Genomic DNA, 21691 nt, shown 5'->3' with positions numbered 1-21691 from the left:
AGAACTGAGATCAGGCGGGCGGGCACGCGGCCGTGCGACGATGGCCGTGACGCCCGTCCGCCCTTCCGCCCGTTCTGACTGGGCAGCCCTGGAGCCACCGTGCCGACCGTGCCGACTCCCGAGGAGCAGGCCACGGGTGCCCGCGACCTGGGGGCACTCGACGGCCTGGTCAGCGACTGCCGGGCCTGCCCGCGCCTGGTCGCCTGGCGCGAGGAGGTCGGGCGGGTCAAGCGCCGTTCCTTCGCCGACTGGGACTACTGGTCCCGCCCGGTCCCGGGCTTCGGGCCGCACGACGCGTCGATGCTGCTCGTCGGCCTGGCCCCGGCCGCGCACGGCGGCAACCGGACCGGGCGGATGTTCACCGGCGACCGCTCCGGCGACGTCCTGGTGGCCGCGCTGCACGAGCTGGGCCTCGCCAACCAGGCGACCTCCGAGCGGCGCGACGACGGGCTGCGGCTGCACGACGTCCGCTTCACCGCGCCGGTCCACTGCGCGCCGCCGGACAACAAGCCCACGCCGACCGAGCGGGACACCTGCCGCCCGTGGTTGGTACGGGAACTGGAGCTGATGCGGCCGACGCTGCGGTCGCTGGTGGTGCTCGGCGCGTTCGGCTGGCAGGCCGTCATGCCCGCGCTGGCACAGGCGGGTTGGCAGCTGCCGCGTCCGCTGCCGCGCTTCGGGCACGGCGTCCGGGTGGACCTGGCGGCGGCCGACCCGGATCGCCCGGGCCTTGCCGTGTTCGGCTGCTACCACGTCAGCCAGCAGAACACCTTCACCGGACGGCTGACCCCGGCGATGCTGCGCGACGTCCTCGCCCGCGCCCACGCCGTGGCCACCGAGGGTGCGGCGACGCGGGGCGAGGCGGGGTGACCATGCTGGTCGTCGGGCACCGGGGCGCACCGCGCGTGGCACGCGAGAACACCCTGGCCTCGCTCCGGGCCGCGCTGGAGCTCGGCGTCGACTGGATCGAGGTCGACGTGCGGGTGGCCCGCTGCGGTACGCCCGTGCTGCTCCACGACGCCACGCTGGAGCGGCTCTGGGGCGACCGACGTGCCGTCGCGGCCCTGGACGCCGAGGAGTTGGCGCAATTGGACGGCGGCGAGAACGGTGAAGGCGTTCCGACGCTGCGTCAGGGTGTGGAGCTCGCCTGCTCGTCGGGTGCCGTCGTGATGGTCGACGTCCCCGGTCCGACCGAGGGCACGGCCGCGCTGGCGCTGCTGCGCGGGCTCGGCGTACTCGACGCCGTCGTCTTCGCGGGCGACCGGGCCGCGCTGGGCCTGATCCGTGAGGCCGCGCCCGAGGCGCGGATCGCGCTGAGCTGGGAGTCGCCGCTGCTGCCCGGCGGGCGGATCCTCGACCGGATCCGCCCGGAGTTCCTCAACGTCGAGCAGCACCGGGTCACCCGCCCGCTCGTCCGGGCCGCGCACCGGCGTGGCCTGCAAGTCAGCGTCTGGACCGTCGACCGCCCGGCCCGGATGACGCGCCTGGCCGAGCGGGGCGTCGACGTGCTGATCACCAACGACCCCGCGGCGGCCAGGACGGTCATCCCGCGCGTCAGCGGGTGACCACCTCCAGCACCGGCGGATTGGCGCTGTTCTCGCGGGAGTTGAGCACGACGGCCAGACCGGTGACGCCCGTCGGTTCCCAGACGGCGAGGGATGCGGTGCCGTCTCCGCCCGCTCCGGTCAGCGAGGCCGCGACCGCGCTGGTGACGTCGAGGCCGACCCAGTCCGCGGTGCTGGAGAGCGCGCCGGTGCCCAGCGCGGTACCCCGCGACGGGGCGTTGTCCCAGGTGGTGCCGGTCTCGCTCCAGCTGTCGGCGGAGGTGGCGAAGGCCTGGAGCGTGGTCTGGTTGCCACCCGAGTCCTGGACGCTGCCGTTCAGCCAGAGCACCGCCCGAGCGACGGTGCCGCTGACGCCCGTCGTGTCGAACTTCAGCAGCGCGATCCTGTCGTAGCCGGTGTTGCTCGCGTTGGCGTTCTTGACCTGCAACGTCGTCGACGTGCCGTAGTTGGTGGACGCGTAGGAGCCGTCGCGGACGTAGGTGTCGGCGGTCGCGGGCAGGAGGCTGCCACTGGCGGGGGTGAGTGCGGTGCCGGAGGTGGCCAACGTGACGCTGTGCGTGCCGCCGCGGCTGCCGCCGGTCTCCACCAGCAGTTCGACCGTGCCGCCGCCGACGGCGAGCACGGTGACGGTCGGGTCGGCCGAGACGAACGAGGTGTAGCCGGAGGCGGCGACGGTGACATGCACGGTCGCGGCGGCCCGGCTCGGGTCGGAGACGGCGACGGTGAGCTGCCCGCCGCCGGCCTGCGTGGCGGTCTGCATGGACACCGACGCGGGCGCGTCGACCGTGATCGGCCCGGCGGTGCCCGCCGCGAAGAAGTTGGCCATCGTCACGCCGAGCGCACTGTCCGTGACGGCCTGCACGGTCGGGGTGTTGCTGAGGACCGACACCGGCGGCGCGGCGGCGTAGGCGGCGGTCTGCGCCTCGGTGAACGTCGGCAGCAGGACGTACGAGTAGGTCGCCCCGGTGGGGCTCGCGCCGTGGTCGAGCGCGACGGAGAGGTACGGGCGGGTGTCGCTCGCCAGTGTGGTGGGCGCGAGGGCGTTGACGTCCGTCCAGTTGCCGGTGCGGCTGGAGTCGGCGAGCACGACGTTGTTCGCCCCGCTCGGCCACAGGAAGCAGTAGCCGCCGACGCCGCTGATGCTGGCCCAGTGCACCCCGCTCACCGTGCTGGTCCAACCGGGGCTGGTGGCTTGGGAGTTGCCGTTGACCGAGAGGGTCGCGCTGCCGCCGGTGTGCAGGTTGCGGTTCTCGACCGTCGTCACCACGTGGTTGCCGCTGGTCGAGGTGATGCCCGCACCCAGACAGACCACCGAATCGTCCAGGCAGAACCAGGACTTGACCGCCGTCAGGTTCGTCGACGCCGCCTGGAGCTGCATGCCCACCGTGCCGTAGTCGCCCGACAGGACCGAGCCGCCGACCCAGCTGGTGCTCGGCTTGGTGTTCTGCCCGGCGGAGTTGGCCAGCGCGCCCTGGTCGGCCGTGGTGCCGGGGAGCTGGTACAGGTCGGCGGTGTCCCAGTAGGCGTCGTTGAACTGCGCCACGTCGGTGTCGAGATGGAGCTGGCCCATCCCGTCCCCGGTGAACCAGCCGTGCAGGTTCTCGCCGTTGATCACCTCGTAGCGGGTGATCTCGCGCGAGCAGAGCGACAACGAGTACGCCCACCCGGGACGGCGGTGCACAGCCCGTGCCATGTCCGGGAACTGACGGTGCGTCTGCGGCTCCGGCGCGGCCGGGACGGAGGAGTCGGCGAGCACGCTCTGCGCCAGGGCGATGCCCGCGACCCCGGCGGTGGAGGTGGTCACCGTCTGGCCGGTGGTGTAGTCGACGATCGACTGCGTGGTGGAGGCGATCGTGCTGACCGTGTTGCGCTGGAGCCAGCCCTTGGCCGTCGCCCGCCAGGTCGCGGCCAGGTTGGCGTCGGTGGTGGCCTCGGCGTAGCGCAGCAGCGTCAGCGCGGCGGTGAAGCCGTCGTCGGCGTCCGACTCGTTGAAGCGGGAGACGGCCCGGCCGCGCACCGAGTCCAGCATCAGGCCGTTGTGGACCATCGGCGCGAAGCCGTCGGCGACACCGGTGAAGAGGTTGGCCAGGTTCGGATCCGTGATCGCCCACTGCGAACCCTGGAGCAGCAGCACGAGCGCCACCACGTCCGCGAAGTAGATCTCGCCGTAGGTGCCGGTGTAGGCGACCCCGGAGTGCTGCTGGTAGGAGCCGTCGGCGTAGAGACCGTCGCCGTACATCACCAGCGGCAGCGCGGGGGAGAGATCGGCGACGCCGGTGGCGATGGCCGTCGGGTCGGAGCCGAGCGCGCCGCGCACGATCACCGCGCGGCACTCGTCGAGCCGGTTGGCCCCGGTCGAGGTGGTGGAACTGCTCGGCACGATCAGCTGCTTCGTCGGGTCGGACACGTAGGTGTCGATGGCGGCGCAGCAGGCGGCGACCTGAGTGGACGTCAGCTGGCTGTACATCAGGACGCCGATGTCCTCCAGCGCCTGACTGGAGCCGATCTGCCAGTCCCACCAGTTGTTGTACGGGGTGATGCCCGGCGCGTAGACGGAGGAGGTCATGAAGTCGAGCGCCGACGCGACGGTGGCGGCGAGTGAGGCGCTGCCGGTGTAGTCGGTGCCTGGGATCGCCCAGGCCAGCGCCAGGGTCTTGAGCCGGGAGAAGGTGGTGGTCATGTTGGCCGAGACCGAGCCGAGCGGGAGGTCGGACCAGAGCGAGGTCCGGCCCGAGCCGGTCTGGATCGAGGCGAGGAAGGCGGCGGCCTCCGCGTTGAGCCCGGTGATAGCCGGGGCGTAGACGGAGCCGGAGGTGTCGGTGACACCGCCGGTGAGATAGCCGGTCCAGGCGGAGCGCAGCGCGGCGTACGGGTCGGTCGCTGCGGCGACGGACGAGGCCGCGCCGAGCGGCAGCGCCAGTGCGCCGAGCCCGACGCCGCCGAGTTGCAGCAGGCGGCGTCGGGTCAGCGCGGGGAGCGGCGGCAGGGCGAAGGAGGGGCGACGGCGATCAGGGGAGTGGCGCACGTGGGCCTCCGTGGCATCGGGGATGCCACGGATAGTGCTCACTCGTTTGATCGGACGTCAATAAGTTGGGATCGATTCACCGAATTTCATTCAAACGATCAGTCGATCGATCATTCGCAGCGTTTCCTTACCGGCGCAGCTCGATCCAGACGCTCTCCGCCTCGCCGAGCAGGCGTCCCGTGCTGTCGTAGAGCGCCGTGCAGGTGGTGAACTTGCGGCCGTCCTGGCTGATCAAACGCGAGGTGATCACGCATGCCTCGCCCGGCGCGGGCGTGCCGTCCACCCGCGCGGTGATCCGGCCGAGCACCACGTCCCGGGTCTCCAGATCCACCGTCCACGCGCCCGGGCAGTCCAGCGCGGCCCAGACGAACTCGGGCCGGACCCGCGCCGCGCCGGGATCGGCGAGCGTCGCGCGCGGGATCCACGTGCAGGCGTGCAGCGCGCCGGGCTCGTCGGTGACCGGGCCGGCGAAGAGGTGCAGGCCCTCGAGGTCGCCGCGTCCGGTGCCGCAGGCGAAGCAGGTCGGGAAGGGGTGGTGCTTGTGACCGCGGAAGCCAGCCTGGGCCGCTTCGGCGACGTCGAAGGGGACCGGAGGCGGTGTTCCCAGTTCGGCCAGCTGCGCCGGGGCGGCCTCGCCGACCAGCAGCTCACCGTCGAGCAGCCGCACCCCGCCGGGGGCGGCGTCCGGGCCGTCCGGCACCGGGACGACGGTCATCGGCCGCTCCAGCGGCGGTGGCTGACGAAGCGTCACCACGACGGTGTCAGCGTTGCCGACGTGCTGGGCCAGGGCGCCGGAGATCCAGCCGCCGTTCGCGGACGTGGGCGGGCCGTTGAACAGGGACGGGACGACCAACTCGACGGGGTTCGACATGCGCCGATCCTCGCACGCGGGCGGGCGTCGGAGCGCGGGAGAGCAGCTGGGAGCAGGCGGGAGCAGAGGAGAGCGCGTGATAGAACGGCAGTCATGATCGCGCAAGCCGACGTCGTGCACGATGTGCCGTACTACGCCCAGTGGGAGTCGCCCGAGCTGGTCGAGGCGATCATCGGCGGTCGGCTGTCCGCGGCCGAGGACCCGGCCTGGGCGGCGTCCGGCGCGGCGACGCCCGAGGAGTACGCCTGGTGGGCGCGGCGGCTGTGCGGGATGGCCTGCCTGCGGATGGCGCTGCACCACGTCACCGGCACGCGGCCGCCGCGCGCCCTGGACCTGGCCGGTGACTACCTGCGGGCCGGTGCTTACGTGAAGCGGGACGACGGCGGGCTGGGCGGGCTGATCTACGCGCCGTTCGCCGCGCACACCAGCGCGCGTCATCCGCTCCAGGTGGACGTGCGCCCGGAGTTGACGCTCGGCGAGGTCGCCTCGCTGGTGCGGGGCGGCAGCCTGGTCATGCTCTCGGTCCACCCGTGGGTCCGCACGCCCGAGCGGCAGCCGCCGCAGCGAGGCGGACACCTGGTCCTCGCCGTCGGCGCGGGCGGGGCAGCCGCAGGAACGGGTGCCGACGACGATGCCCTGTTCCTGCACAACCCCTCCGGCTTCGCCGGACGGTCGCAGCGGTTCGTCCGGCTGACCCACGCCGAGTTGGAGCCCTTCTTCGCCGGACGCGGCGTGGTGCTGACCGGTCGCACTGCGTGAGCGCGAGCCGCTGAGCGCTTGACGCCGTCCGCAGGCTTGTTGACGAGCCGCTGCGCGGCGGGGCGTACTGGTGGGAGAGCTCGGGCCGTCGGCGGCGGGAGGTGGGACACCATGTGGGTCCCCAGGGTCATCGGGCTGGTGCTGATCGCGCTGGGCGGAGTCTGGATCGCGCAGGGCGTGGGCGCGTTGCACGGCTCGGTGATGACCGGGCGTCCCGGCTACACGGTGCTCGGCGTCGTGCTGGTGGCCGGCGGCGTGGCGCTGCTCGTCCTGGGCCTGCGCGGACGTCCGCGCGACTGACCGGCAGGCCGCCCTCGTGCGCCCGCATCGGCACGGTTCACCCGCCCGGCTCACCCGCCCGGTTGTCCGTGGCAACCCGTTCGGAGCATCCTGGGAAGGTCAGGTCAGGCCTGCACGTCGCAGTGGCGAGGTGAGGCATGGTTGCACCCGGGATCCCGAACTCCTCGGCCTCCGCCTCCGCGACTGCGGACGCGGACACGGCGGAGGAGACGGTCATCCGCGCCGCGGCCCTGACCAAGGTCTACCCCAAGGCCACGGCACCCGCCGTGGACGGGATCGACCTGGCGGTCCGCCGGGGCGAACTCTTCGGGCTGCTGGGCCCGAACGGCGCGGGCAAGACCACCACCGTCGGCATGCTGACCACCCGCGTCGTCCCCACCTCAGGCCGGGCCGAGGTCGCCGGGATCGACGTGGTCGCCCGTCCCACCCTGGCCAAGCAGGTCATCTCGGTGGTCACCCAGCAGAACACGCTGGACCGGTCGCTCACGGTGCGCGAGAACCTCTACTTCCACGGCCTCCTCTTCGGCCTGCCCTCGCGCCGCGCCCGCGCCGCCGCCGACGCGCTGCTGGAGCGGTTCCACCTCACCGCGCAGGCGGACGCCTCGGTGCACATCCTCTCCGGCGGCATGGCGCAGCGGCTGATGGTGGCCCGCGCGATCCTGCACCGCCCTGCCGTGCTCTTCCTCGACGAGCCGACGGCCGGGCTCGACCCCCAGAGCCGTCTGGCGCTGTGGGAGGTGTTGGCCGGGCTCATCGCCGACGGCCAGACGATCCTGCTGACCACCCACAACATGGAGGAGGCGGACCGGCTCTGCGACCGCGTCGCCATCATCGACCACGGCCGGATCCTCGCCCTGGACACCCCGACCGCGCTCAAGCGCGGCATCGAGGCGGACACCCAGGTCACCGTCCAACTCGTCGACCACGACACCGACCACGACACGGGCCACGACGGCCAGTCCGACGCGCCCCACGACGGCGAGGCGCTGGCGGCGCTGCTGACCCGCGCGGTGGCGGGCGTCGTGCGCACCCGGGTCACCGACGGACGCGTCGAACTCCACGTCGACGGCGGCGACCGGCTGCTGCCGCGCGTCCTCGAGGCGGCCGAGTCCGAGGGGTTCCAGATCGCGGACCTGTCGGTGGCCGAGACCACGCTGGAGACCGTCTTCATCCGGCTGACCGGGAAGGAGTTGCGGGACTGATGTCGGCTCACCTGACACACCCCGTGCAGGCCCCGGCGGACACGGCCACGTCCGTGGCGCTGCGGCCCACCCGCTCCGCCGCCGCGTCCAGCCGGACCGCGCTCGGCGCGCTGATCCGCCGCGACCTGACCGTGCTGCGCAAGAACTTCGGCGAGTTCGTCGGGCGCACCATCATGCAGCCGTTGCTGCTGGTCTTCGTCTTCCTCTACGTGTTCCCGGCCATCGGCCAGGGCGTCGGCGGAGGCGGCGGACGGGCGGGGGAGTCGGATTTCGCGACGGTGCTGGTGCCGGGCGTTGTGGCGATCTCCATCATGTTCCAGGGCATCCAGTCCGTCGCCATCCAGCTGTCCCAGGAGTTCGGCTTCACCCGCGAGATAGAGGACCGGGTGCAGGCGCCCTGCCCGATCTGGCTGGTGGCGCTGGCCCGGGTGCTGTCCGGCGCGACGCAGGCGCTGATCTCTGCGCTGATCGTCTTCCCGATCGCGGCCGTGGTCCACGCGCCGGGTGTGACGGCGCATCTGAGCGTGCACTGGTGGGTGGTGGTGACGCTGATCCCGCTGTCGTGCGTGGCGATGACCTCCCTCGGGCTCGTGCTCGGAACCACCTTCGAGCCGCGCAACATCGGCTTGATGTTCGGCTTCGTGGTGCTGCCGCTGGTCTTCCTCGGGGGCACCTACTACCAGTGGACCCGGCTGGGCGCGGTCCACGTCGGGGGCTTCCACTGGCTCCAAGTGCTGGTGCTCGTCAACCCGTTGATCTACATTGCCGAGGGCATGCGGGCCGGGCTCACCGACGCGTCGCACATGTCCCTGGTGGTGATCTACCCCGTGCTGACGGGCTTCTGTGCGCTGTTCCTGGCACTCGGGCTGCGCAACTTCCGGCGCCGCGTGCTGTCGTGAGGCTTTGCTCGTTCCTTCCCTGTCCCTCTCTCCCGCAGGTGGTGAGCGTGTATGACGGACCAGGCGAATCCCGACCCGCACCAGGACGGCTCCTCGGGAGCCCCTTCACGAACCCGCACGCGGCAACATGGCGGCAGGCGACGCCAGGCCTTTATCGCCGCGGTCGCCGCCCTGGCGGCCGTCGGCGTCGGGGCCGGCCTCGCGGCCTGCGGCGGAGGCAAACCCGCGCCGACAAAGACCACCCAGCCGCCGCCTCCGCCCACCACCAGCGCGCCACCGGCGCCCAACAACCCGCTCACCGGGCAGGGTCCGGAGGGCCACGTACTGGCCGTCAAGATCGACAACGTCGGCCAGGCCCAGTTCCAGCAGGCCGGACTCAACTCGGCGGACCTGGTCTACGCGATCCAGGTCGAGGGCGGCCTCAGCCGCTACCTCGTCGTCTTCGACAGCAACCACGTGCCGCCCAAGGTCGGCCCGGTGCGCAGCGCCCGGCAGACCGACATCCCGCTGCTGGCGGCGTTCGGGCATGTCGGACTGGCCTACTCCGGCGCGATATCGGGGCTCAAGCCGGACCTGGCGCGGGCCAACCTCCAGGAGATCAACCCGATCAACAACCCCAACCTGTTCAGCAACGGCGGGAGTGCGCCGACCTTCATCCAGCCGTCGCAGATCTTCGCCGCCTTCCCCAACCTGGCCAAGGCCCAGGACATCGGCCTCCGCTTCGGCGCGGAACCGGCGGGAGGAGCGGCGGCGAGCTCGGTCACGGCCCGCATGCCCGCCGCGTCCTTCACCTTCACGGCCTCGGGCAACCAGTGGCTGGTCTCCGCCGACGGCCATCCGGTGACCACCACCGACGCGGGCCGGGCGAACACGGTCAACGTCATCATCCAGCACGTCAAGGTGGTCCAGGGCAAGTACACCGACTACAACGCCGGTCACGCGGACAACGAGGTCTTCTCCCAGACCAGCGGCCAGGGCAGCGCCGACTTCTACCGTGACGGCAAGGTCTGGCACGGCCAGTGGACCAAGCCGAACGACACCTCCCAGACGCAGTACACGGTCGGCGGCAAGGAGATGGAACTGGCCCCGGGACGCACCTGGATCGTGCTGGAGGGCAGCTGAGCACTTCTGTGACGGAGCGTCAGTGACGGAGGGTTCAGTGACGGTGGGTTCAGTGACGGAGCGTCAGTACCCGGCCGGCACACCGACCGCGTACGGACTCTCCAACGCGGCGCGCTCGTCGGCGTCCAGACGGACCGTCAGCGCCGCCGCCGCGTCGTCGAGATGGCCGGTACGGGTCGCACCGATGATCGGCGCGGCCACCACCGGGTTGCCCAGCACCCAGGCCAGGGCGACCTGGGCCATCGGCAGGCCTCGGTCGGCGGCGATCCGCCCGACCGCGTCGACCACGGGGCGCTCGACGTCGGCGTAGAAGCGTTGCCCGGCCGGATCGTTGGCCGAGCGGCCGGTGACCGCACCGTACGGGCGGGCCAGCCTGCCCTTGGCCAGCGGGCACCAGGGGAGCGCGACCACGCCCTGCGCCGCGACGAGCGGGAACATCGCCTGCTCCTCGTCGCGCTGGACCAGGCTGTACTGGCTCTGCATCGACACGAACCGGGCCCCGCCCCGGTCGGCCGCGACCTGCTGCATCGCGGCGAACTGCCGTGCCGCCATGGACGAGGCGCCGACGTACCGGACCTTCCCGGCCCGGACCACCTCGTCCAGCGCCGCCATGGTCTCCTCGATCGGAGTGCGCGGATCAAAACGGTGGATCTGGTAGAGGTCGATCCAATCCGTGCCCAGCCGGGCGAGCGAACCGTCGACCTGCCGGACGATCGCCTTGCGCGACAGGCCTGAGCCCTCCGCGCTGTCGTCCATCGGCAGCCCCACCTTGGTGGCGACGACGACGTCCTCGCGCCGGGTGTACCGGCGGATCGCGCGGCCGACGAACTCCTCGGAGCTGCCGCCGCCGTAGACGTTCGCGGTGTCCCACAGCGTGATGCCCAGCTCGACTGCTCGCCGGAACAGCGGCGCGGCCGACTCCTCGTCCAGGGCCCAGGGGTTGACCCCGCGCGTCGGATCGGCGAGGCCCATGCACCCGAGTGCGATCCGGCTGACGCGCAGGTCGGTCTGTCCGAGAGTGGTGTACTCCATCTCCGTACCTCTCTGCATCTCCGTACCTCTCTGCGTCACGCCGGGTAGGGCGCGTTGGCGCGGGCCGTCTTCAGCGCCGTGGCCCACCACGCGAGTTGGTTCAGCAGCATCTTCGCGTAGGTCTCGGTCTCCGGGTCGCCGGGGCGGCCGTCCTCCCAGGAGGTGAAGTAGTTCGGGAAGGCGAGCCCGTCGCGGATGGTGACGGCGTGCAGTTCGGTCAGCACGTTCTCCAGGTGCAGCACCGCGTGCCGTCCGCCCGCGCCGCCGCCGTAGCTGACGAAGGCGACCGGCTTGGCGGTCCACTGGGTGAAGTGCCAGTCGATGGCGGCCTTCAGCGAGGCCGGGTAGCTGTGGTTGTACTCGGGGGTGACCAGGACGACGGCGTCGGCGCCGTCCAGGGCGTCGGTCAGCGGTCGCATGCCCTCCGGCCGGGGATAGGCGTCCCCGGCGAGCTTGGGCGGCGTGGCCGGCAGCGCCAACGGCAGGTCGATGTCCGCCAGATCGACGACGTCGACGTCGAACTCGCCGTGGTTCCGGGCCTGTTCGGCGACCCAGGAGGCGACGGTCGGACCGAACCGGCCCTCGCGCACGCTGCCGACGACGATGACGAGCTTGTTGGCCGCCTGCGCGGACTGCACGGCGTCTGTGGTGTTCGTGGTGTTCTCCATGGCCACCACCCTCGGGCCCCCGCCGGGCGGCAACCAGACCGTGCGGAGGCTGGCCCCCGCAGGGCCACCCTGAGCGCTCCCGCGCGCAGGTCAGTCTCGCCTAGGGTGGTTCGCATGGGAACGCCTCTGGGGGACTTCATCCGCACCAAGCGGGACAGCATCCAGCCCGAGACGCTGGGACTGCCGGACCACGGCCGCCGCCGGTCGCCAGGCCTGCGCCGCTCCGATCTCGCCGTGCGGGCCGGGATCAGCGTCGAATACCTGACCCGGATCGAGCAGGGCCGGGACCGCAACCCCTCCCCGGCGGTGGTGAACGCGCTCGCCGACGGGCTGAGCCTGGACACCGCCGAGCGCAGCCATCTGCGCTACCTGACCAAGATCAGCGGTAGTGAGTGCGCCGGTCGCGCCGCCCTGCCCGTTCGCGCGCCGCGCGAGGTCCGCCCGTCCGTGCTGCGCACACTGAGGCTGCTCGAACCGGACGGCATCGCGATGGTGGCCAACCGGTGGGGTGACATCCTCGCCGTGAGCAGCACGTTCGAGACGGTCTTCGGCGGCAGTGGCCTGCTCGACGACGAGGCCCCGAACCTCACCCGTTACGTCTTCACCGACGCGCGCGCCCGCTCTCTCTTCGCCGACTGGGACGACATCGCCGACCAGCAGGTCTTCGACCTCTGGGTCGGGCCGAACGTCGCGCAGCACGAGCGCCTGGCGGCGGAGCTCGCGGTGGTGGCCGGGCCGGAGTTCACCCGCCGCCTGAACCAGCACACCGTGCCGCAGCGCGGCGCGCTCCGCCTCGACCACCCCTCCGGGTCGGCATTGCGCTTCCTCCGCGAGACGCTGGAACTCGCGGAGGACGAACAGCAGCTGGTGGTGCTGCTCCCGGCCGACGAGCGCACGGCCGAGGCGGTGGACGCACTGCGGCAGCAGCAGCGCCCCGGACTGCGGGCGATCTCGTAGCGCGATGCCCCGGAGACCCGGAGCGCCGACCCGGTGACCCGGACTTCACCCAGGGCAGAACGCCGCTCCCTTCCCCCGGTGGGCAGGATCCCTACGCTGGAGGGATGAGCATTCACGCGTCGGACGAGGCCCGCGTCATCCCCCTGCGCCCGAAGGCTCCCGCGCGGCAGACGTCCGCGACGGAGACGCCCCTGCAGCAGGCGCCCGCGCAGCCGACGTCCGTGCAACAGACGCCCGTGCCGAAGGAGCCGCTCTGGCGGGACGTGGTCGGCGGGGCGCTGCGGCGGGAGCGGCTCGCGCAGGAGCGGACGCTGAAGGACGTCGCGGAGGCGGCCCGGATCTCGATGCCGTACCTGTCGGAGCTGGAGCGCGGTCGCAAGGAGGCCTCCTCCGAGGTGCTCGCGGCGGCTGCCCGGGCCCTCGGGCTCGGCCTCGGCGACCTGCTCTCGCTCGCCCAGGACGACCTGACCCGGCACGCCCGACGCACCCAACACGCCCACGGCCGGCCGGACCGCGGACGCACCTCGCCCACGGCGCGCCACGACGGCCTCTGCCTCGCGGCCTGACCGGACCGCGGCCGGTACCCCCCTCGTCGTACCGGCTGCGGTCCCGGGCGCGGGCGCCGTCAGGCGAACGGAGCCCGCCGCCGCAGCACCTCGTCGGCGATGCCGTAGGAGACGGCCTCCTCGGCGGTGAGGATCTTGTCGCGGTTCATGTCCGCGCGCAGCGCGGCCGGGTCGCGGTGGGTGTGCCGGGCCAGGACCTCCTCCACCTGCGCGCGGATGCGGGCCATCTCCTTGGCCGCGACGCTGAGGTCGGAGACCGTCCCCTGCTGCCCGCCGCTGGCGGGTTGGCCGAGCAGCACCCGCGCGTGCTGGAGCACGAACCGGCGCCCGGGATCCCCGCCGGCCAGCAGCACCGCCGCCGTCGAGGCCGCCTGGCCGACGCAGAACGTGGAGATCGGCGCCTGCACGAACGTCATGGTGTCGTAGATCGCCATCAGTGAAGTGAACGATCCGCCTGGCGAGTTGAGGTAGATCGAGATCTCCTGCTCGTGGTTGGCCGACTCCAGGTGCAGGAGCTGCGCGATGACCACGTTGGCGACGCCGTCGTCGATCTCGGTGCCGAGGAAGATGATCCGCTCGTTCAGCAGCCGGCTGAAGACGTCGTAGGAGCGCTCGCCCTGCGCGGTCCGCTCGACGACGTAGGGAACCGTGTACGACCCCATGTCACAACCCCATCCGTGGACGCGAGGTGGCCGGGCGGATGTCGGCGAGCGACTCCACGACCCGGTCCACCATTCCGTACTCCTTGGCCTGTTCGGCGGTGAACCAGCGGTCCCGGTCGCCGTCCCGCGAGATCGTCTCCTCGCTCTGACCGGTGTGCTGCGCGGTGATCCGCTCGATGGCCTTCTTGGTGAACTCCAGGTTCTCCGCCTGGATCTCGATGTCCGCGGCGGTGCCGCCGATGCCTGCGGAGGGCTGGTGCATCATGATCCGCGCGTTCGGCAGCGCCATCCGCTTGCCGGGCGTGCCCACGGTCAGCAGGAACTGGCCCATGCTGGCCGCCATTCCCATCGCCAGCGTCGAGACGTCGTTCGGGATGAGCCGCATGGTGTCGAAGATGGCGAGACCCGCGGTGACCGACCCGCCGGGGCTGTTGATGTAGAGGCTGATGTCGGTGCGCGGGTCCTCCGCCGACAGCAGCAGCAACTGCGCGCACACCCGGTTGGCCGACACCTCGTCGACCTGGGTGCCGAGCAGCACGATCCGCTGGGCGAGCAGCTGCGCCGCGAGGTGGTCGTCGAACCGGCTGGGCGCGGTGTCGCCCTCCTCCGCTCGGGGCGCGAGCAGGGTGCGTGGAGTCATCGGGTCTCCTCGTCGAAGAGTGGAGTCGAGGCTGGGATATGCCCTCGACTCCACTCTTGACCTCGGAAGACCTCCGGATCACGCTTCTCTGCCCGCCGCAGATTCGCCACGGGCAGAGCGACGGGAACAGGCGATCCGTCAGGCCGTGATGCGCAGCAGCTTCGCGTTGAGCGGCTCCGCCGGGATCTGGCGGTTGGCGTGGACCACGCCGACCTGTCCGGTGCTCGGGCGGACGAGCAGCGAGGTCGCCGAGGCGTCGCCGCCGCCCCCGTGGCCGACGGCGTCACGGGTGAGGTGCAGCAGCCAGCCCAGGCCGATCGCGGCGCCGGAGTCGTCGCGCGGCGCCTGCGGGGTCAGCGCCTGCTCCGCGAGCTCGTCGGGGAGCAACGAGCGCCAGCCCGCGGCGAAGCGGACCAGGTCCGGCGCCGTGGACCAGAGTCCGGCCGCCGCCTGAAGCGTGGCCAGCGGCGTCGCCACCGGCTCGAACTGCCCGTCCTGGCCCAGCCGGTAGCCGGTGACGGCGTCGGCCTCGGGCACCGCGAGCGGGTAGGAGGAGGCGTCCATCCCGAGCGGGCGGAGGACCAGCCGGGCGGCCGCCTCGGCGTAGGGGAGTCCGGTCAGCTGGGCGACCAGCTCACCGAGGACCGCGAACCCGCCGTGGCTGTAAGCGAATTCACCGCGCGGGCCGGAGCAGCCCACGACCGGGCCGAGCAGCGCGCCCACGTCCGTGACCGGCTCGCCGAACGCCTGCTCCGGGTTGTCCACTCCGCCTGTGTGGCTCAGCAGTTGACGGACCGTCACCTTGCTGTCGGCAAGGCGAAGCGTGCGCAGGTGGTCGTCGACCCGGTCGTCGAGTGCCAGCGCGCCCTCACCGACCAGGTGCAGCACGGCCGTTGCCGTGATCAGCTTGGTGATCGCGTAGGCGGGGAACCGGTGGTCGGGGCGGAGCGGGACGTCCTGCTCCAGATCGGCCCAGCCGCGCGCCTGGGACCAAGAGGGGCCCGCCGCGACCAGTCCGACGAGGCCGACGTCGGCGAGCGACTCCGCGACAAGCTCGGCTGCCTCCTCCGGCACGGGCCCGTCGCTGGACGTCGGCGGCTCGGTGACGCGGGGGTCGCGCACGCGCAGGCCCGCCGGGTAGACGCGCAGCCCGACCAGGCGGTGCGGCGGGAGCCGGTCGGCCACGGCCTCGACGCGCAGGTCGCCGAGCCCCGCGCGCAGGGCCTGCGGCGCGGAGCCCAGCACGGTCAGCGGCTCGCGCAGCCGCGCCGCCTGCCCGGCCAGGGTGGCGGCGATCTGCTCGGGCGGGACCATGCTCAGGAAGTGGTCAGCGAAGTGCTCGCCCAGCTCGGCGCGGTCGGGCGCGGTCCAGCCGGGCCGGTCGGCGCCGCGGAAGCGGTCCACCACCCAGCGGACCTGCGCCAGCGCCTGGTGGTCGACACCGGCATCGACATCGGCATCGGCGTCGACGCCGGCGGTGTCCAGTGCGGCGATGTGCTCCTTGAGCGCGGTCCAGCTGGGCATCCCGTGTTCGCGGGCGACGGCCAGCTGGGCGTCGTGCAGCGTCGGGAACTCGCCTGCGGCGAGGCGGCGCTTGGCCTCCAGCTTGAGGAAGCGGAGGTTCGGGCGGTCGGGCAGTGCGCGCGACGACGCGGAAGTGTCGGACGACATGGCAGTCCTTCCTCGGCGCCCGCGGGTTCGCGACATCGGGCTGGAAAGACATGCCTGTGCATGTGCGTGCTGCATCCGGTGAGCTTGGAGCCCTGCCCGCGAACCCAGGTGCGGCCGGTCACCGCCGACCCGACGATACCTCGTCCGCCGGGCGCAGGCGAGAGCCGACCCGGCGGACGACGGCACGGACGACGGCGACGCGTCAGGACGCGCGCTTCCCGGTGACCAGGCGCTCCCGGTCGAACAACGCGGAGACGGCGCGCCAGCCCAGGCTGTCGACGACCAGCAGCACAGCCGCGATGATCAGCGCCAGCCGCAGGGTCGGCGTCAGCACGCCGAACGAGAACAGCGAGGTGATGGCCACCGGCGGCAGGCTCGCCAGCGTGCTGAGCTGCTGGGCGACGCGCACGTCGTTGGACCTGGCCGAGATGGCGATCCCGGCCCAGATCGACCACCCCGCCACCAGCGGCGTGAACAGCACCTGGGCCAGCAGCAGCGGTCCCTGGAAGACGGCCGTGGCCACGTTGGGGTGCGCGAACACCTTGACGAGCAGCAGGAAGAGGCCGAAGATCCCGTAGGAGATCGCCAGCGTCGGCAGCAGCGCCGCGAGCGCCTTGCCGATCAGGAACTCCTCGGTGCGCAGCGGCGTGGTCAACACCGGCTCCATGGTGCCCTGTTCGCGTTCGCCGACGACCGAGTAGGCGGAGATGGCCGCCGGGGTCACCGCCGGGGCGATCAGCATGTAGAGCAGCGACAGGCCGACCCGCTTGGTCAGCATCGAGCTTGCCACGTCCGACGGCAGGGCGAAGATGTCGATCACCGGGAGGATCATGAAGATCACCGGCATCACCGTCATGGTGATCACGATGAAGCGGTTGCGCCGGTAGTCCTGCACCTCCTTGCGGGCCACCGCGCGGACCCGGGGCCAGCTGATCGGACCGGTCCGGCCAGGGCCCTGGCGGCGCGTCAGGATGAGGCTCATGAGGCGGTCTCCCCGTCGGTGTCGATCAGCTGGAGGTAGACGTCCTCCAGCGAGTGGTGCGACTGGCTCAGCGACAGCACGTCCGCGTCCGCGGCCACCAGGGCGCGGGTTGCGGCGGGCGCGGCCAGGTCGGGGTCGGTGACGGCCAGGACGTAGCCGCCGCTGTCGTCCGTCTGCCAACTCTCCACGCCCGGAAGCCCGTCGAAGACCGCCGCCGGGTCGGCCAGCGGCCGGGACGTGCGGATGCCGAGCGTCTTGCTGAACAGCTGGTCGCGCAGCTCGTCGGGGCGGCCGATGGTGCGCAGCGTGGTGTTGAGGATGGCGACCCGGTCGCAGAGCCGTTCCGCCTCGGCCAGCCGGTGGGTGGTCAGGAAGATGGTCACCCCGCGTCGCCGCAGGCCGTCGATCAGCTCGTGCACCTCGCGGGCCGAGACCGGGTCCAGGCCGGAGGTGGGCTCGTCGAGGAAGAGCACGGAGGGGTCGTTGAGCAGCGCGCGGGCCAGGCCGACCCGCTGCCGCAGGCCCTTGGAGAGGCTGCGGCAGGGGTCGTCGGCCCGGTCCGTGAGGTTGACCGCGCGCAGGGCCCGGTCGATGCGCTCCTTGACGTCCGTCAGCTCGTGCAGCCCGGCGAAGAACCGCAGGTTCTCCGCGACGGTCAGCCGCAGGTAGAGGCCGGGGGACTCCGGCATGAGCGAGATCCGCTTGCGGATCTCGATCCCGTTCTCCGGAGTCAGCGGGAGCCCGGCGACCGTCGCACTGCCCTCGCTCGGCGCGATCAGGGTGCCGAGCGTGCGGACCGTGGTGGTCTTGCCGGCTCCGTTGGGGCCGAGGAATCCGAACACCTCGCCCTGGTCGACCTGGAACGACAGGTCGGCGAAGGCCGTGCGGGGTCCGAAGCGCTTGGCCAGGCCCGTGACGGCCAGCGCGGGTGAGGTGGTCTTCAGCGTCGTACTCACATTTAAAGTGATATCACTTTAAGGAGGCCCGGACAATGGACCCGCCGGCCTCATTCCTCGCCGGACTCGGCCCTGGCGTCCGGGTCCGACGAGGTCTGGGTTGTCTCGCCCTCGGCCGCATCGGCCTGTTGACGCTTGGGCGGACGGCCGCGGCGCGGCATGCTGCCGACGTTGCCGGGCAGCCGACCGGCCTGGGACAGCGCGTTGCGCAGCAGCAGTTCGATCTGTGCCGTGGTGCTGCGCAGCTCGTCGCCCGCCCAGCGCGCCAGTGCGTCGTGGACGGCGGGATCGAGCCGCAGCAGGATGCTCTTGCGTTCGCTCACGGCGGGCGCTTACTGGTAGAGGGTGCCGGTGTTGACCACAGGCTGGGTCGCGTGGTCGCTGCAGAGCACCACCAGCAGGTTGCTCACCATCACCGCCTTGCGCTCCTCGTCCAGTTCGACGACCTCCTCCTCGGCCAGCTGGTCCAGCGCGCTGCGCACCATGCCGACCGCGCCCTCGACCAGTCGCTGACGCGCCGCCACGATCGCGTCCGCCTGCTGGCGGCGCAGCATCGCCTGGGCGATCTCGGGTGCGTAGGAGAGGCGGGTGATCCGGGACTCCAGCACCACCACGCCCGCGCGCTCCACCCGGTCGGCGATCTCGGCGGAGAGCCGCGAGGTGATCTCCTCGGCGTTCTCGCGCAGCGACAGCCGCGCCTCGCCGCGCGCGTCGTACGGGAAGCTGCCCGCGATGTGTCGGACGGCGGTGTCGGTCTGGATGGAGACGAAGTCGACCACGTCGTCGACGCCGAAGGCCGCCTGGGCGGTGTCGGCGATCTGCCAGACGACCACCGCGGCCATCTCGATCGGGTTGCCGTCGGCGTCGTTGACCTTCAGCGTCTCGGTTTCGTGGTTGCGGATCCGGGTCGAGACGCGCTGGCGCTTGGTGAACGGGTTGAGCCAGCGCAGCCCGTTGGTGCGGACTGTGCCCAGGTAGCGCCCGAACAGGGTCACCACCCGCGCCTGGCCGGGCGCGACCGCGGTGAGCCCGGCCAGCGCGAGCACGCCGAGGACGAGCACCACAGCGCCGGGGGCGTGGCTCCCGTTCCCGGCGGAGCTGACCAGGGCGATCCCGCCCGCGATCAGGGCGAGGCCGACGACCAGTCCGATACCGCCGGGGAGGCTCGCCGCCTCCCGCTCCACCACGCCCACGGGTGCACCGCCTACAGGTGCGTTGCCCCCGGTCGTACCCCTGCCGGCTGCGTCCATCTCGGCCACCTCGCCTCTCGCCTCCCCGCGCGGGTGCGGGATGCACCACCGTCGCGTAGATAGAGATATCACTTTTCTTCCCATCGGGTCGGCACCCCAACCGCACCGGAGCCTGGGACCGACGGCGATACTTGATCGCGAGCGGCTGCGAGCGGACGGGTGACGGGCGATGCGTGACGGGCAGGGAGGCGCGATGCAGGAGATCCGGGTGCTGTCGGCGACGGCCATCCTGGGCTACGGCTTTCCGGACGCCTCGTTCGAGGCGGGCCTGGCCCGTGAGCCGCACGTCATCGCCGTCGACGCCGGGTCGAGCGACCCCGGTCCGTACTACCTCGGGGCGGGCGTCTCCTTCACCGACCGCGTCGCTGTGCGGCGCGACCTGGAGCGGATGATCCTCGCCGGACGCCGCCTGGGCGTCCCGGTCGTGGTCGGATCGGCGGGCGGCGCGGGCGCCGCACCGCACCTGGAGTGGCTGCGCGAAATTGTCGAGGAGATCATCGCCGCGCACGGGCTACGGCTGCGCGTCGCACTGATCCCCGCCGACGTCGACAAGGCCACGGTCCGGGAGGCGCTGGACGAGGGCCGGATCACCTCGGTGCCGTTCGGCCCGCAGCTGACGCCCGAGGACGTCGACGCCAGCACGCACGTGGTGGCGCAGATGGGCGCCGAGCCGTTCGTCGCCGCGCTGGCGGGCGGGGCGGACGTGGTGCTCGCGGGTCGCGCCTACGACCCTGCGGTCTTCGCGGCTCTGCCGCTGCTGCACGGCTTCGACGCCGGACTCGCCCTGCACCTGGGCAAGATCCTCGAATGCGCCGCGATCGCGGCTCTGCCTGGCAGCGGCAGCGACTGCATGCTGGGCACGCTGCGCCGCGACCACTTCGTCGTCGAGCCGCTGACGCCGGAGCGTCGCTGCACGCCGACCTCCGTCGCCGCGCACACCCTCTACGAGAAGAGCGACCCCTACCGTCTGCCGGGACCGGGCGGGGAGTTGGACCTGAGCGCGTGCGTCTTCACGCCGGAGGGCGAGCGCGGCGTCAAGGTCTCCGGATCGCGGTACGTCCCGCGCCCGTACGCCGTCAAGCTGGAGGGCGCGCGGCTGCGCGGCCACCGGACGGTCTCGCTGGCGGGCGCGCGGGACCCGCGCTTCATCGAGGCGTTGGACGAGATCGTCGCCGCGGTGCGGGCGCGGGTCGCCGACAACTTCCCCGACATCCCGGCCGAGCGCTACGAGTTGATCGTCCGCGCCTACGGCCGCGACGCCTGCATGGGCACGTGGGAGCCGACGCCGGTGGCGGGCCACGAGGTCGGGATCGTCATCGAGGCGGTCGCCGACACGCAGCAACTCGCGGACACGCTCTGCTCGTTCGCCCGCTCCACGATGCTGCATCTCGGCTATCCGGGACGGCTCTCGACGGCGGGCAACCTGGCGTTCCCGTACTCGCCGTCGGACTTCCACGCGGGTGCGGTGTACGAGTGGAGCGTCTACCACCTGATGGCGGTGGACGCTCCTGCGGCCCTCTTCCCGGTCACCTTCGTCGAGTTGGGATCGGGGTTGGGAGAACAGTGATGAGCGACCGACCGACCGCGCCGCTGGCCGAGCTCGCGGAGGTGGTCCGCAGCAAGAACGCGGGCCCCTTCGAGCTGACCCTCGACGTCATCTTCGCGAGCCGCGCCCAGTACGAGCTGGTCAAGCAGGAACGGGCGGTGACACGGGAGTTGGTAGCGGGGCTGTACGGCGTCCCGGTCGAGGACGTCGGCGAGGCGATCTACTACGACCCGGCCCGTGCCGTGAAGATCAACCTGCGCCGACCTCTCCCGTCGGGCGGCGTGGGCGACAGCGACGTCTACGGCGCCCAGCAGCACGGTCCGCTGCTGGGCCTGCGGCTGCCGGTCGCGCTCCCCGGCGACGCCGCTCAGCGGGCGTAGGAGCCGAGGCCGACGAGGCAGTAGACGTAGGAGTTGATGGTCGCGCCGTTCCAGGTCTCCTCGGAGGAGAACGAGTACTGCGTGTCCGCCACGGAGTCGCACTGGCTCAGGTCGGTGGTCTCGTAGAAGACCTGGATCACCTTGTAGTGCGCGTCCGAGGCCGAGCAGTCGACCTGGTTGACGTCGTCGACCGACTGCGCCGTCGTGGAGTCCGGCAGAGTGCCGTTGAGGCAGGTGCCCGAGTCGTAGGGGCTGGGCGACGGCGGCGTGGTGTCGGCCGGCGGCGAGTACGGGTCCGTGGGCGGAGCGTAGGTGTCCGTGGGGTCGGCGTACGTGTCCGTGGGATCGGCGTACGTGTCCGTCGGGTCGGCGTTCGGGTCGGTGGGCGAGGCGTACGGGTCGGTCGGCGGGGCGTAGGTGTCCGTCGGGCCCGCGTACGGATCCGACTCCGACGAGCTCTGGCAGCCCGTCGCGAGAGTCAGGACCAGGGTGGCCGCCCCGAGCGCGCCGAGCACGGCGAGGGCCGGGCGGGAGCGCCTGCGAGGGCCGGACGCGGTTCGGCGCGGCGGCTGCTGAGGCGGTGTGACGTTGCGTTCGGTCGGCATCTGGGGCTCCCCCTGTCGTCCGTGCGTGGTGCT

Annotated in this window: 23 protein-coding genes; 11 read left to right on the top strand and 12 right to left on the bottom strand. The window is 72.1% G+C overall.

Translation table 11 applies throughout. The features are described 5' to 3' along the window. Positions 1-108 precede the first annotated feature (108 nt). Both I2501_RS16715 and I2501_RS16710 read left to right on the top strand, forming a co-directional pair. A complete protein-coding gene (locus I2501_RS16715) occupies positions 109-870 on the top strand; it encodes a uracil-DNA glycosylase (RefSeq protein ID WP_196195037.1) in 762 nt (253 codons plus the stop codon). A 2-nt stretch (positions 871-872) separates the two neighbouring features. Continuing rightward, the gene (locus tag I2501_RS16710; protein WP_236046566.1) at positions 873-1565 is read left to right on the top strand and encodes a glycerophosphodiester phosphodiesterase; all 693 of its coding nucleotides are present in this window, start codon (positions 873-875) and stop codon (positions 1563-1565) included. Here the strand turns inward: I2501_RS16710 and I2501_RS16705 are convergent. Further along, the gene (locus tag I2501_RS16705; RefSeq protein WP_196194841.1) at positions 1555-4632 is read right to left on the bottom strand and encodes a polysaccharide lyase family 8 super-sandwich domain-containing protein; all 3078 of its coding nucleotides are present in this window, start codon (positions 4630-4632) and stop codon (positions 1555-1557) included. The genes I2501_RS16710 and I2501_RS16705 overlap by 11 nt on opposite strands. 85 nt (positions 4633-4717) lie before the next feature. Then, positions 4718-5461 carry a hotdog family protein gene (locus I2501_RS16700; RefSeq protein WP_196194840.1) on the bottom strand — a complete coding sequence of 248 codons (744 nt, stop codon included), beginning with the start codon at positions 5459-5461 and terminating at the stop codon, positions 4718-4720. Positions 5462-5554: 93 nt separating this feature from the next. Between I2501_RS16700 and I2501_RS16695 the strand changes: the two genes are divergently transcribed. From I2501_RS16695 to I2501_RS16675, 5 genes are all read left to right on the top strand, one after another. Continuing rightward, complete coding sequence (locus I2501_RS16695; protein ID WP_196194839.1) at positions 5555-6220, top strand: hypothetical protein; 666 nt, start codon at positions 5555-5557, stop codon at positions 6218-6220. A gap of 111 nt (positions 6221-6331) precedes the next feature. After that, positions 6332-6520 carry a hypothetical protein gene (locus tag I2501_RS16690; protein WP_196194838.1) on the top strand — a complete coding sequence of 63 codons (189 nt, stop codon included), beginning with the start codon at positions 6332-6334 and terminating at the stop codon, positions 6518-6520. A 137-nt stretch (positions 6521-6657) separates the two neighbouring features. After that, positions 6658-7722 carry an ATP-binding cassette domain-containing protein gene (locus tag I2501_RS16685; protein WP_196194837.1) on the top strand — a complete coding sequence of 355 codons (1065 nt, stop codon included), beginning with the start codon at positions 6658-6660 and terminating at the stop codon, positions 7720-7722. Continuing rightward, positions 7722-8621, top strand: a complete 900-nt coding sequence (locus I2501_RS16680; RefSeq protein WP_196194836.1) for an ABC transporter permease — start codon at positions 7722-7724, stop codon at positions 8619-8621. Before I2501_RS16685 ends, I2501_RS16680 begins: the two co-directional genes overlap by 1 nt. A gap of 51 nt (positions 8622-8672) precedes the next feature. After that, positions 8673-9743 (top strand): DUF3048 domain-containing protein, encoded by a 1071-nt coding sequence (locus I2501_RS16675; RefSeq protein WP_196194835.1) that lies wholly within the window; start codon positions 8673-8675, stop codon positions 9741-9743. A 63-nt stretch (positions 9744-9806) separates the two neighbouring features. Here the strand turns inward: I2501_RS16675 and I2501_RS16670 are convergent, their stop codons facing one another. Together I2501_RS16670 and I2501_RS16665 are read right to left on the bottom strand one after the other, a co-directional pair. After that, positions 9807-10775, bottom strand: a complete 969-nt coding sequence (locus tag I2501_RS16670) for an aldo/keto reductase (RefSeq protein ID WP_196194834.1) — start codon at positions 10773-10775, stop codon at positions 9807-9809. Between the two features lie 35 nt (positions 10776-10810). Continuing rightward, entirely contained in the window at positions 10811-11443 is a 633-nt protein-coding gene (locus I2501_RS16665) for an NADPH-dependent FMN reductase (RefSeq protein WP_196194833.1), read from the bottom strand. 114 nt (positions 11444-11557) lie between these two features. Between I2501_RS16665 and I2501_RS16660 the strand changes: the two genes are divergently transcribed. Then, positions 11558-12400, top strand: a complete 843-nt coding sequence (locus I2501_RS16660; protein ID WP_196194832.1) for a helix-turn-helix domain-containing protein — start codon at positions 11558-11560, stop codon at positions 12398-12400. 104 nt (positions 12401-12504) lie between these two features. After that, positions 12505-12966, top strand: a complete 462-nt coding sequence (locus I2501_RS16655; RefSeq protein WP_196194831.1) for a helix-turn-helix domain-containing protein — start codon at positions 12505-12507, stop codon at positions 12964-12966. A 59-nt stretch (positions 12967-13025) separates the two neighbouring features. Here I2501_RS16655 and I2501_RS16650 read toward each other — a convergent pair whose 3' ends face one another. From I2501_RS16650 to I2501_RS16620, 7 genes are all read right to left on the bottom strand, one after another. Further along, positions 13026-13628: a ClpP family protease gene (locus tag I2501_RS16650; protein ID WP_196194830.1), complete on the bottom strand. Its 603-nt coding sequence runs from the start codon at positions 13626-13628 to the stop codon at positions 13026-13028. A 1-nt stretch (position 13629) separates the two neighbouring features. Further along, positions 13630-14268, bottom strand: coding sequence for an ATP-dependent Clp protease proteolytic subunit (locus I2501_RS16645; RefSeq protein ID WP_196194829.1), 639 nt, complete (start codon positions 14266-14268; stop codon positions 13630-13632). Positions 14269-14406: 138 nt separating this feature from the next. Beyond that, entirely contained in the window at positions 14407-15939 is a 1533-nt protein-coding gene (locus I2501_RS16640; RefSeq protein WP_196194828.1) for a serine hydrolase domain-containing protein, read from the bottom strand. Positions 15940-16141: 202 nt separating this feature from the next. Further along, a complete protein-coding gene (locus tag I2501_RS16635) occupies positions 16142-16921 on the bottom strand; it encodes an ABC transporter permease subunit (RefSeq protein WP_196194827.1) in 780 nt (259 codons plus the stop codon). Beyond that, complete coding sequence (locus tag I2501_RS16630; protein WP_196194826.1) at positions 16918-17877, bottom strand: ABC transporter ATP-binding protein; 960 nt, start codon at positions 17875-17877, stop codon at positions 16918-16920. The genes I2501_RS16635 and I2501_RS16630 overlap by 4 nt, the downstream gene beginning before the upstream one ends. 50 nt (positions 17878-17927) lie before the next feature. Then, positions 17928-18200, bottom strand: coding sequence for a hypothetical protein (locus I2501_RS16625; RefSeq protein ID WP_196194825.1), 273 nt, complete (start codon positions 18198-18200; stop codon positions 17928-17930). Between the two features lie 9 nt (positions 18201-18209). Then, positions 18210-19127, bottom strand: coding sequence for an SPFH domain-containing protein (locus I2501_RS16620; protein ID WP_196194824.1), 918 nt, complete (start codon positions 19125-19127; stop codon positions 18210-18212). Between the two features lie 169 nt (positions 19128-19296). Between I2501_RS16620 and I2501_RS16615 the strand changes: the two genes are divergently transcribed. Next, entirely contained in the window at positions 19297-20694 is a 1398-nt protein-coding gene (locus I2501_RS16615) for an acyclic terpene utilization AtuA family protein (RefSeq protein WP_215909694.1), read from the top strand. Continuing rightward, positions 20694-21053 (top strand): DUF4387 domain-containing protein, encoded by a 360-nt coding sequence (locus tag I2501_RS16610; RefSeq protein ID WP_196194823.1) that lies wholly within the window; start codon positions 20694-20696, stop codon positions 21051-21053. The genes I2501_RS16615 and I2501_RS16610 overlap by 1 nt, the downstream gene beginning before the upstream one ends. Here the strand turns inward: I2501_RS16610 and I2501_RS16605 are convergent. Then, positions 21041-21658: an LppU/SCO3897 family protein gene (locus I2501_RS16605; protein WP_196194822.1), complete on the bottom strand. Its 618-nt coding sequence runs from the start codon at positions 21656-21658 to the stop codon at positions 21041-21043. The genes I2501_RS16610 and I2501_RS16605 overlap by 13 nt on opposite strands. Positions 21659-21691 lie beyond the last annotated feature (33 nt).

This window comes from Streptacidiphilus fuscans, assembly GCF_015690355.1.
In the GTDB taxonomy this organism is placed as follows: Bacteria; Actinomycetota; Actinomycetes; order Streptomycetales; family Streptomycetaceae; genus Streptacidiphilus; species Streptacidiphilus fuscans.
The sequence above is the reverse complement of the archived record's forward strand: the minus strand, read 5'-3'. Positions and strand labels throughout refer to the sequence as shown.

Bases quoted from the DNA above. Each gene is read 5' to 3' on its own strand.
- I2501_RS16710 (WP_236046566.1), top strand. From the start codon at position 873: ATGCTGGTCGTCGGGCACCGGGGCGCACCGCGCGTGGCACGCGAGAAC.
- I2501_RS16700 (WP_196194840.1), bottom strand. From the start codon at position 5,461: ATGTCGAACCCCGTCGAGTTGGTCGTCCCGTCCCTGTTCAACGGCCCG.
- I2501_RS16695 (WP_196194839.1), top strand. From the start codon at position 5,555: ATGATCGCGCAAGCCGACGTCGTGCACGATGTGCCGTACTACGCCCAG.
- I2501_RS16690 (WP_196194838.1), top strand. From the start codon at position 6,332: ATGTGGGTCCCCAGGGTCATCGGGCTGGTGCTGATCGCGCTGGGCGGA.
- I2501_RS16685 (WP_196194837.1), top strand. From the start codon at position 6,658: ATGGTTGCACCCGGGATCCCGAACTCCTCGGCCTCCGCCTCCGCGACT.
- I2501_RS16680 (WP_196194836.1), top strand. From the start codon at position 7,722: ATGTCGGCTCACCTGACACACCCCGTGCAGGCCCCGGCGGACACGGCC.
- I2501_RS16675 (WP_196194835.1), top strand. From the start codon at position 8,673: ATGACGGACCAGGCGAATCCCGACCCGCACCAGGACGGCTCCTCGGGA.
- I2501_RS16670 (WP_196194834.1), bottom strand. From the start codon at position 10,775: ATGGAGTACACCACTCTCGGACAGACCGACCTGCGCGTCAGCCGGATC.
- I2501_RS16665 (WP_196194833.1), bottom strand. From the start codon at position 11,443: ATGGAGAACACCACGAACACCACAGACGCCGTGCAGTCCGCGCAGGCG.
- I2501_RS16660 (WP_196194832.1), top strand. From the start codon at position 11,558: ATGGGAACGCCTCTGGGGGACTTCATCCGCACCAAGCGGGACAGCATC.
- I2501_RS16655 (WP_196194831.1), top strand. From the start codon at position 12,505: ATGAGCATTCACGCGTCGGACGAGGCCCGCGTCATCCCCCTGCGCCCG.
- I2501_RS16650 (WP_196194830.1), bottom strand. From the start codon at position 13,628: ATGGGGTCGTACACGGTTCCCTACGTCGTCGAGCGGACCGCGCAGGGC.
- I2501_RS16645 (WP_196194829.1), bottom strand. From the start codon at position 14,268: ATGACTCCACGCACCCTGCTCGCGCCCCGAGCGGAGGAGGGCGACACC.
- I2501_RS16640 (WP_196194828.1), bottom strand. From the start codon at position 15,939: ATGTCGTCCGACACTTCCGCGTCGTCGCGCGCACTGCCCGACCGCCCG.
- I2501_RS16635 (WP_196194827.1), bottom strand. From the start codon at position 16,921: ATGAGCCTCATCCTGACGCGCCGCCAGGGCCCTGGCCGGACCGGTCCG.
- I2501_RS16620 (WP_196194824.1), bottom strand. From the start codon at position 19,127: ATGGACGCAGCCGGCAGGGGTACGACCGGGGGCAACGCACCTGTAGGC.
- I2501_RS16615 (WP_215909694.1), top strand. From the start codon at position 19,297: ATGCGTGACGGGCAGGGAGGCGCGATGCAGGAGATCCGGGTGCTGTCG.
- I2501_RS16610 (WP_196194823.1), top strand. From the start codon at position 20,694: ATGAGCGACCGACCGACCGCGCCGCTGGCCGAGCTCGCGGAGGTGGTC.
- I2501_RS16605 (WP_196194822.1), bottom strand. From the start codon at position 21,658: ATGCCGACCGAACGCAACGTCACACCGCCTCAGCAGCCGCCGCGCCGA.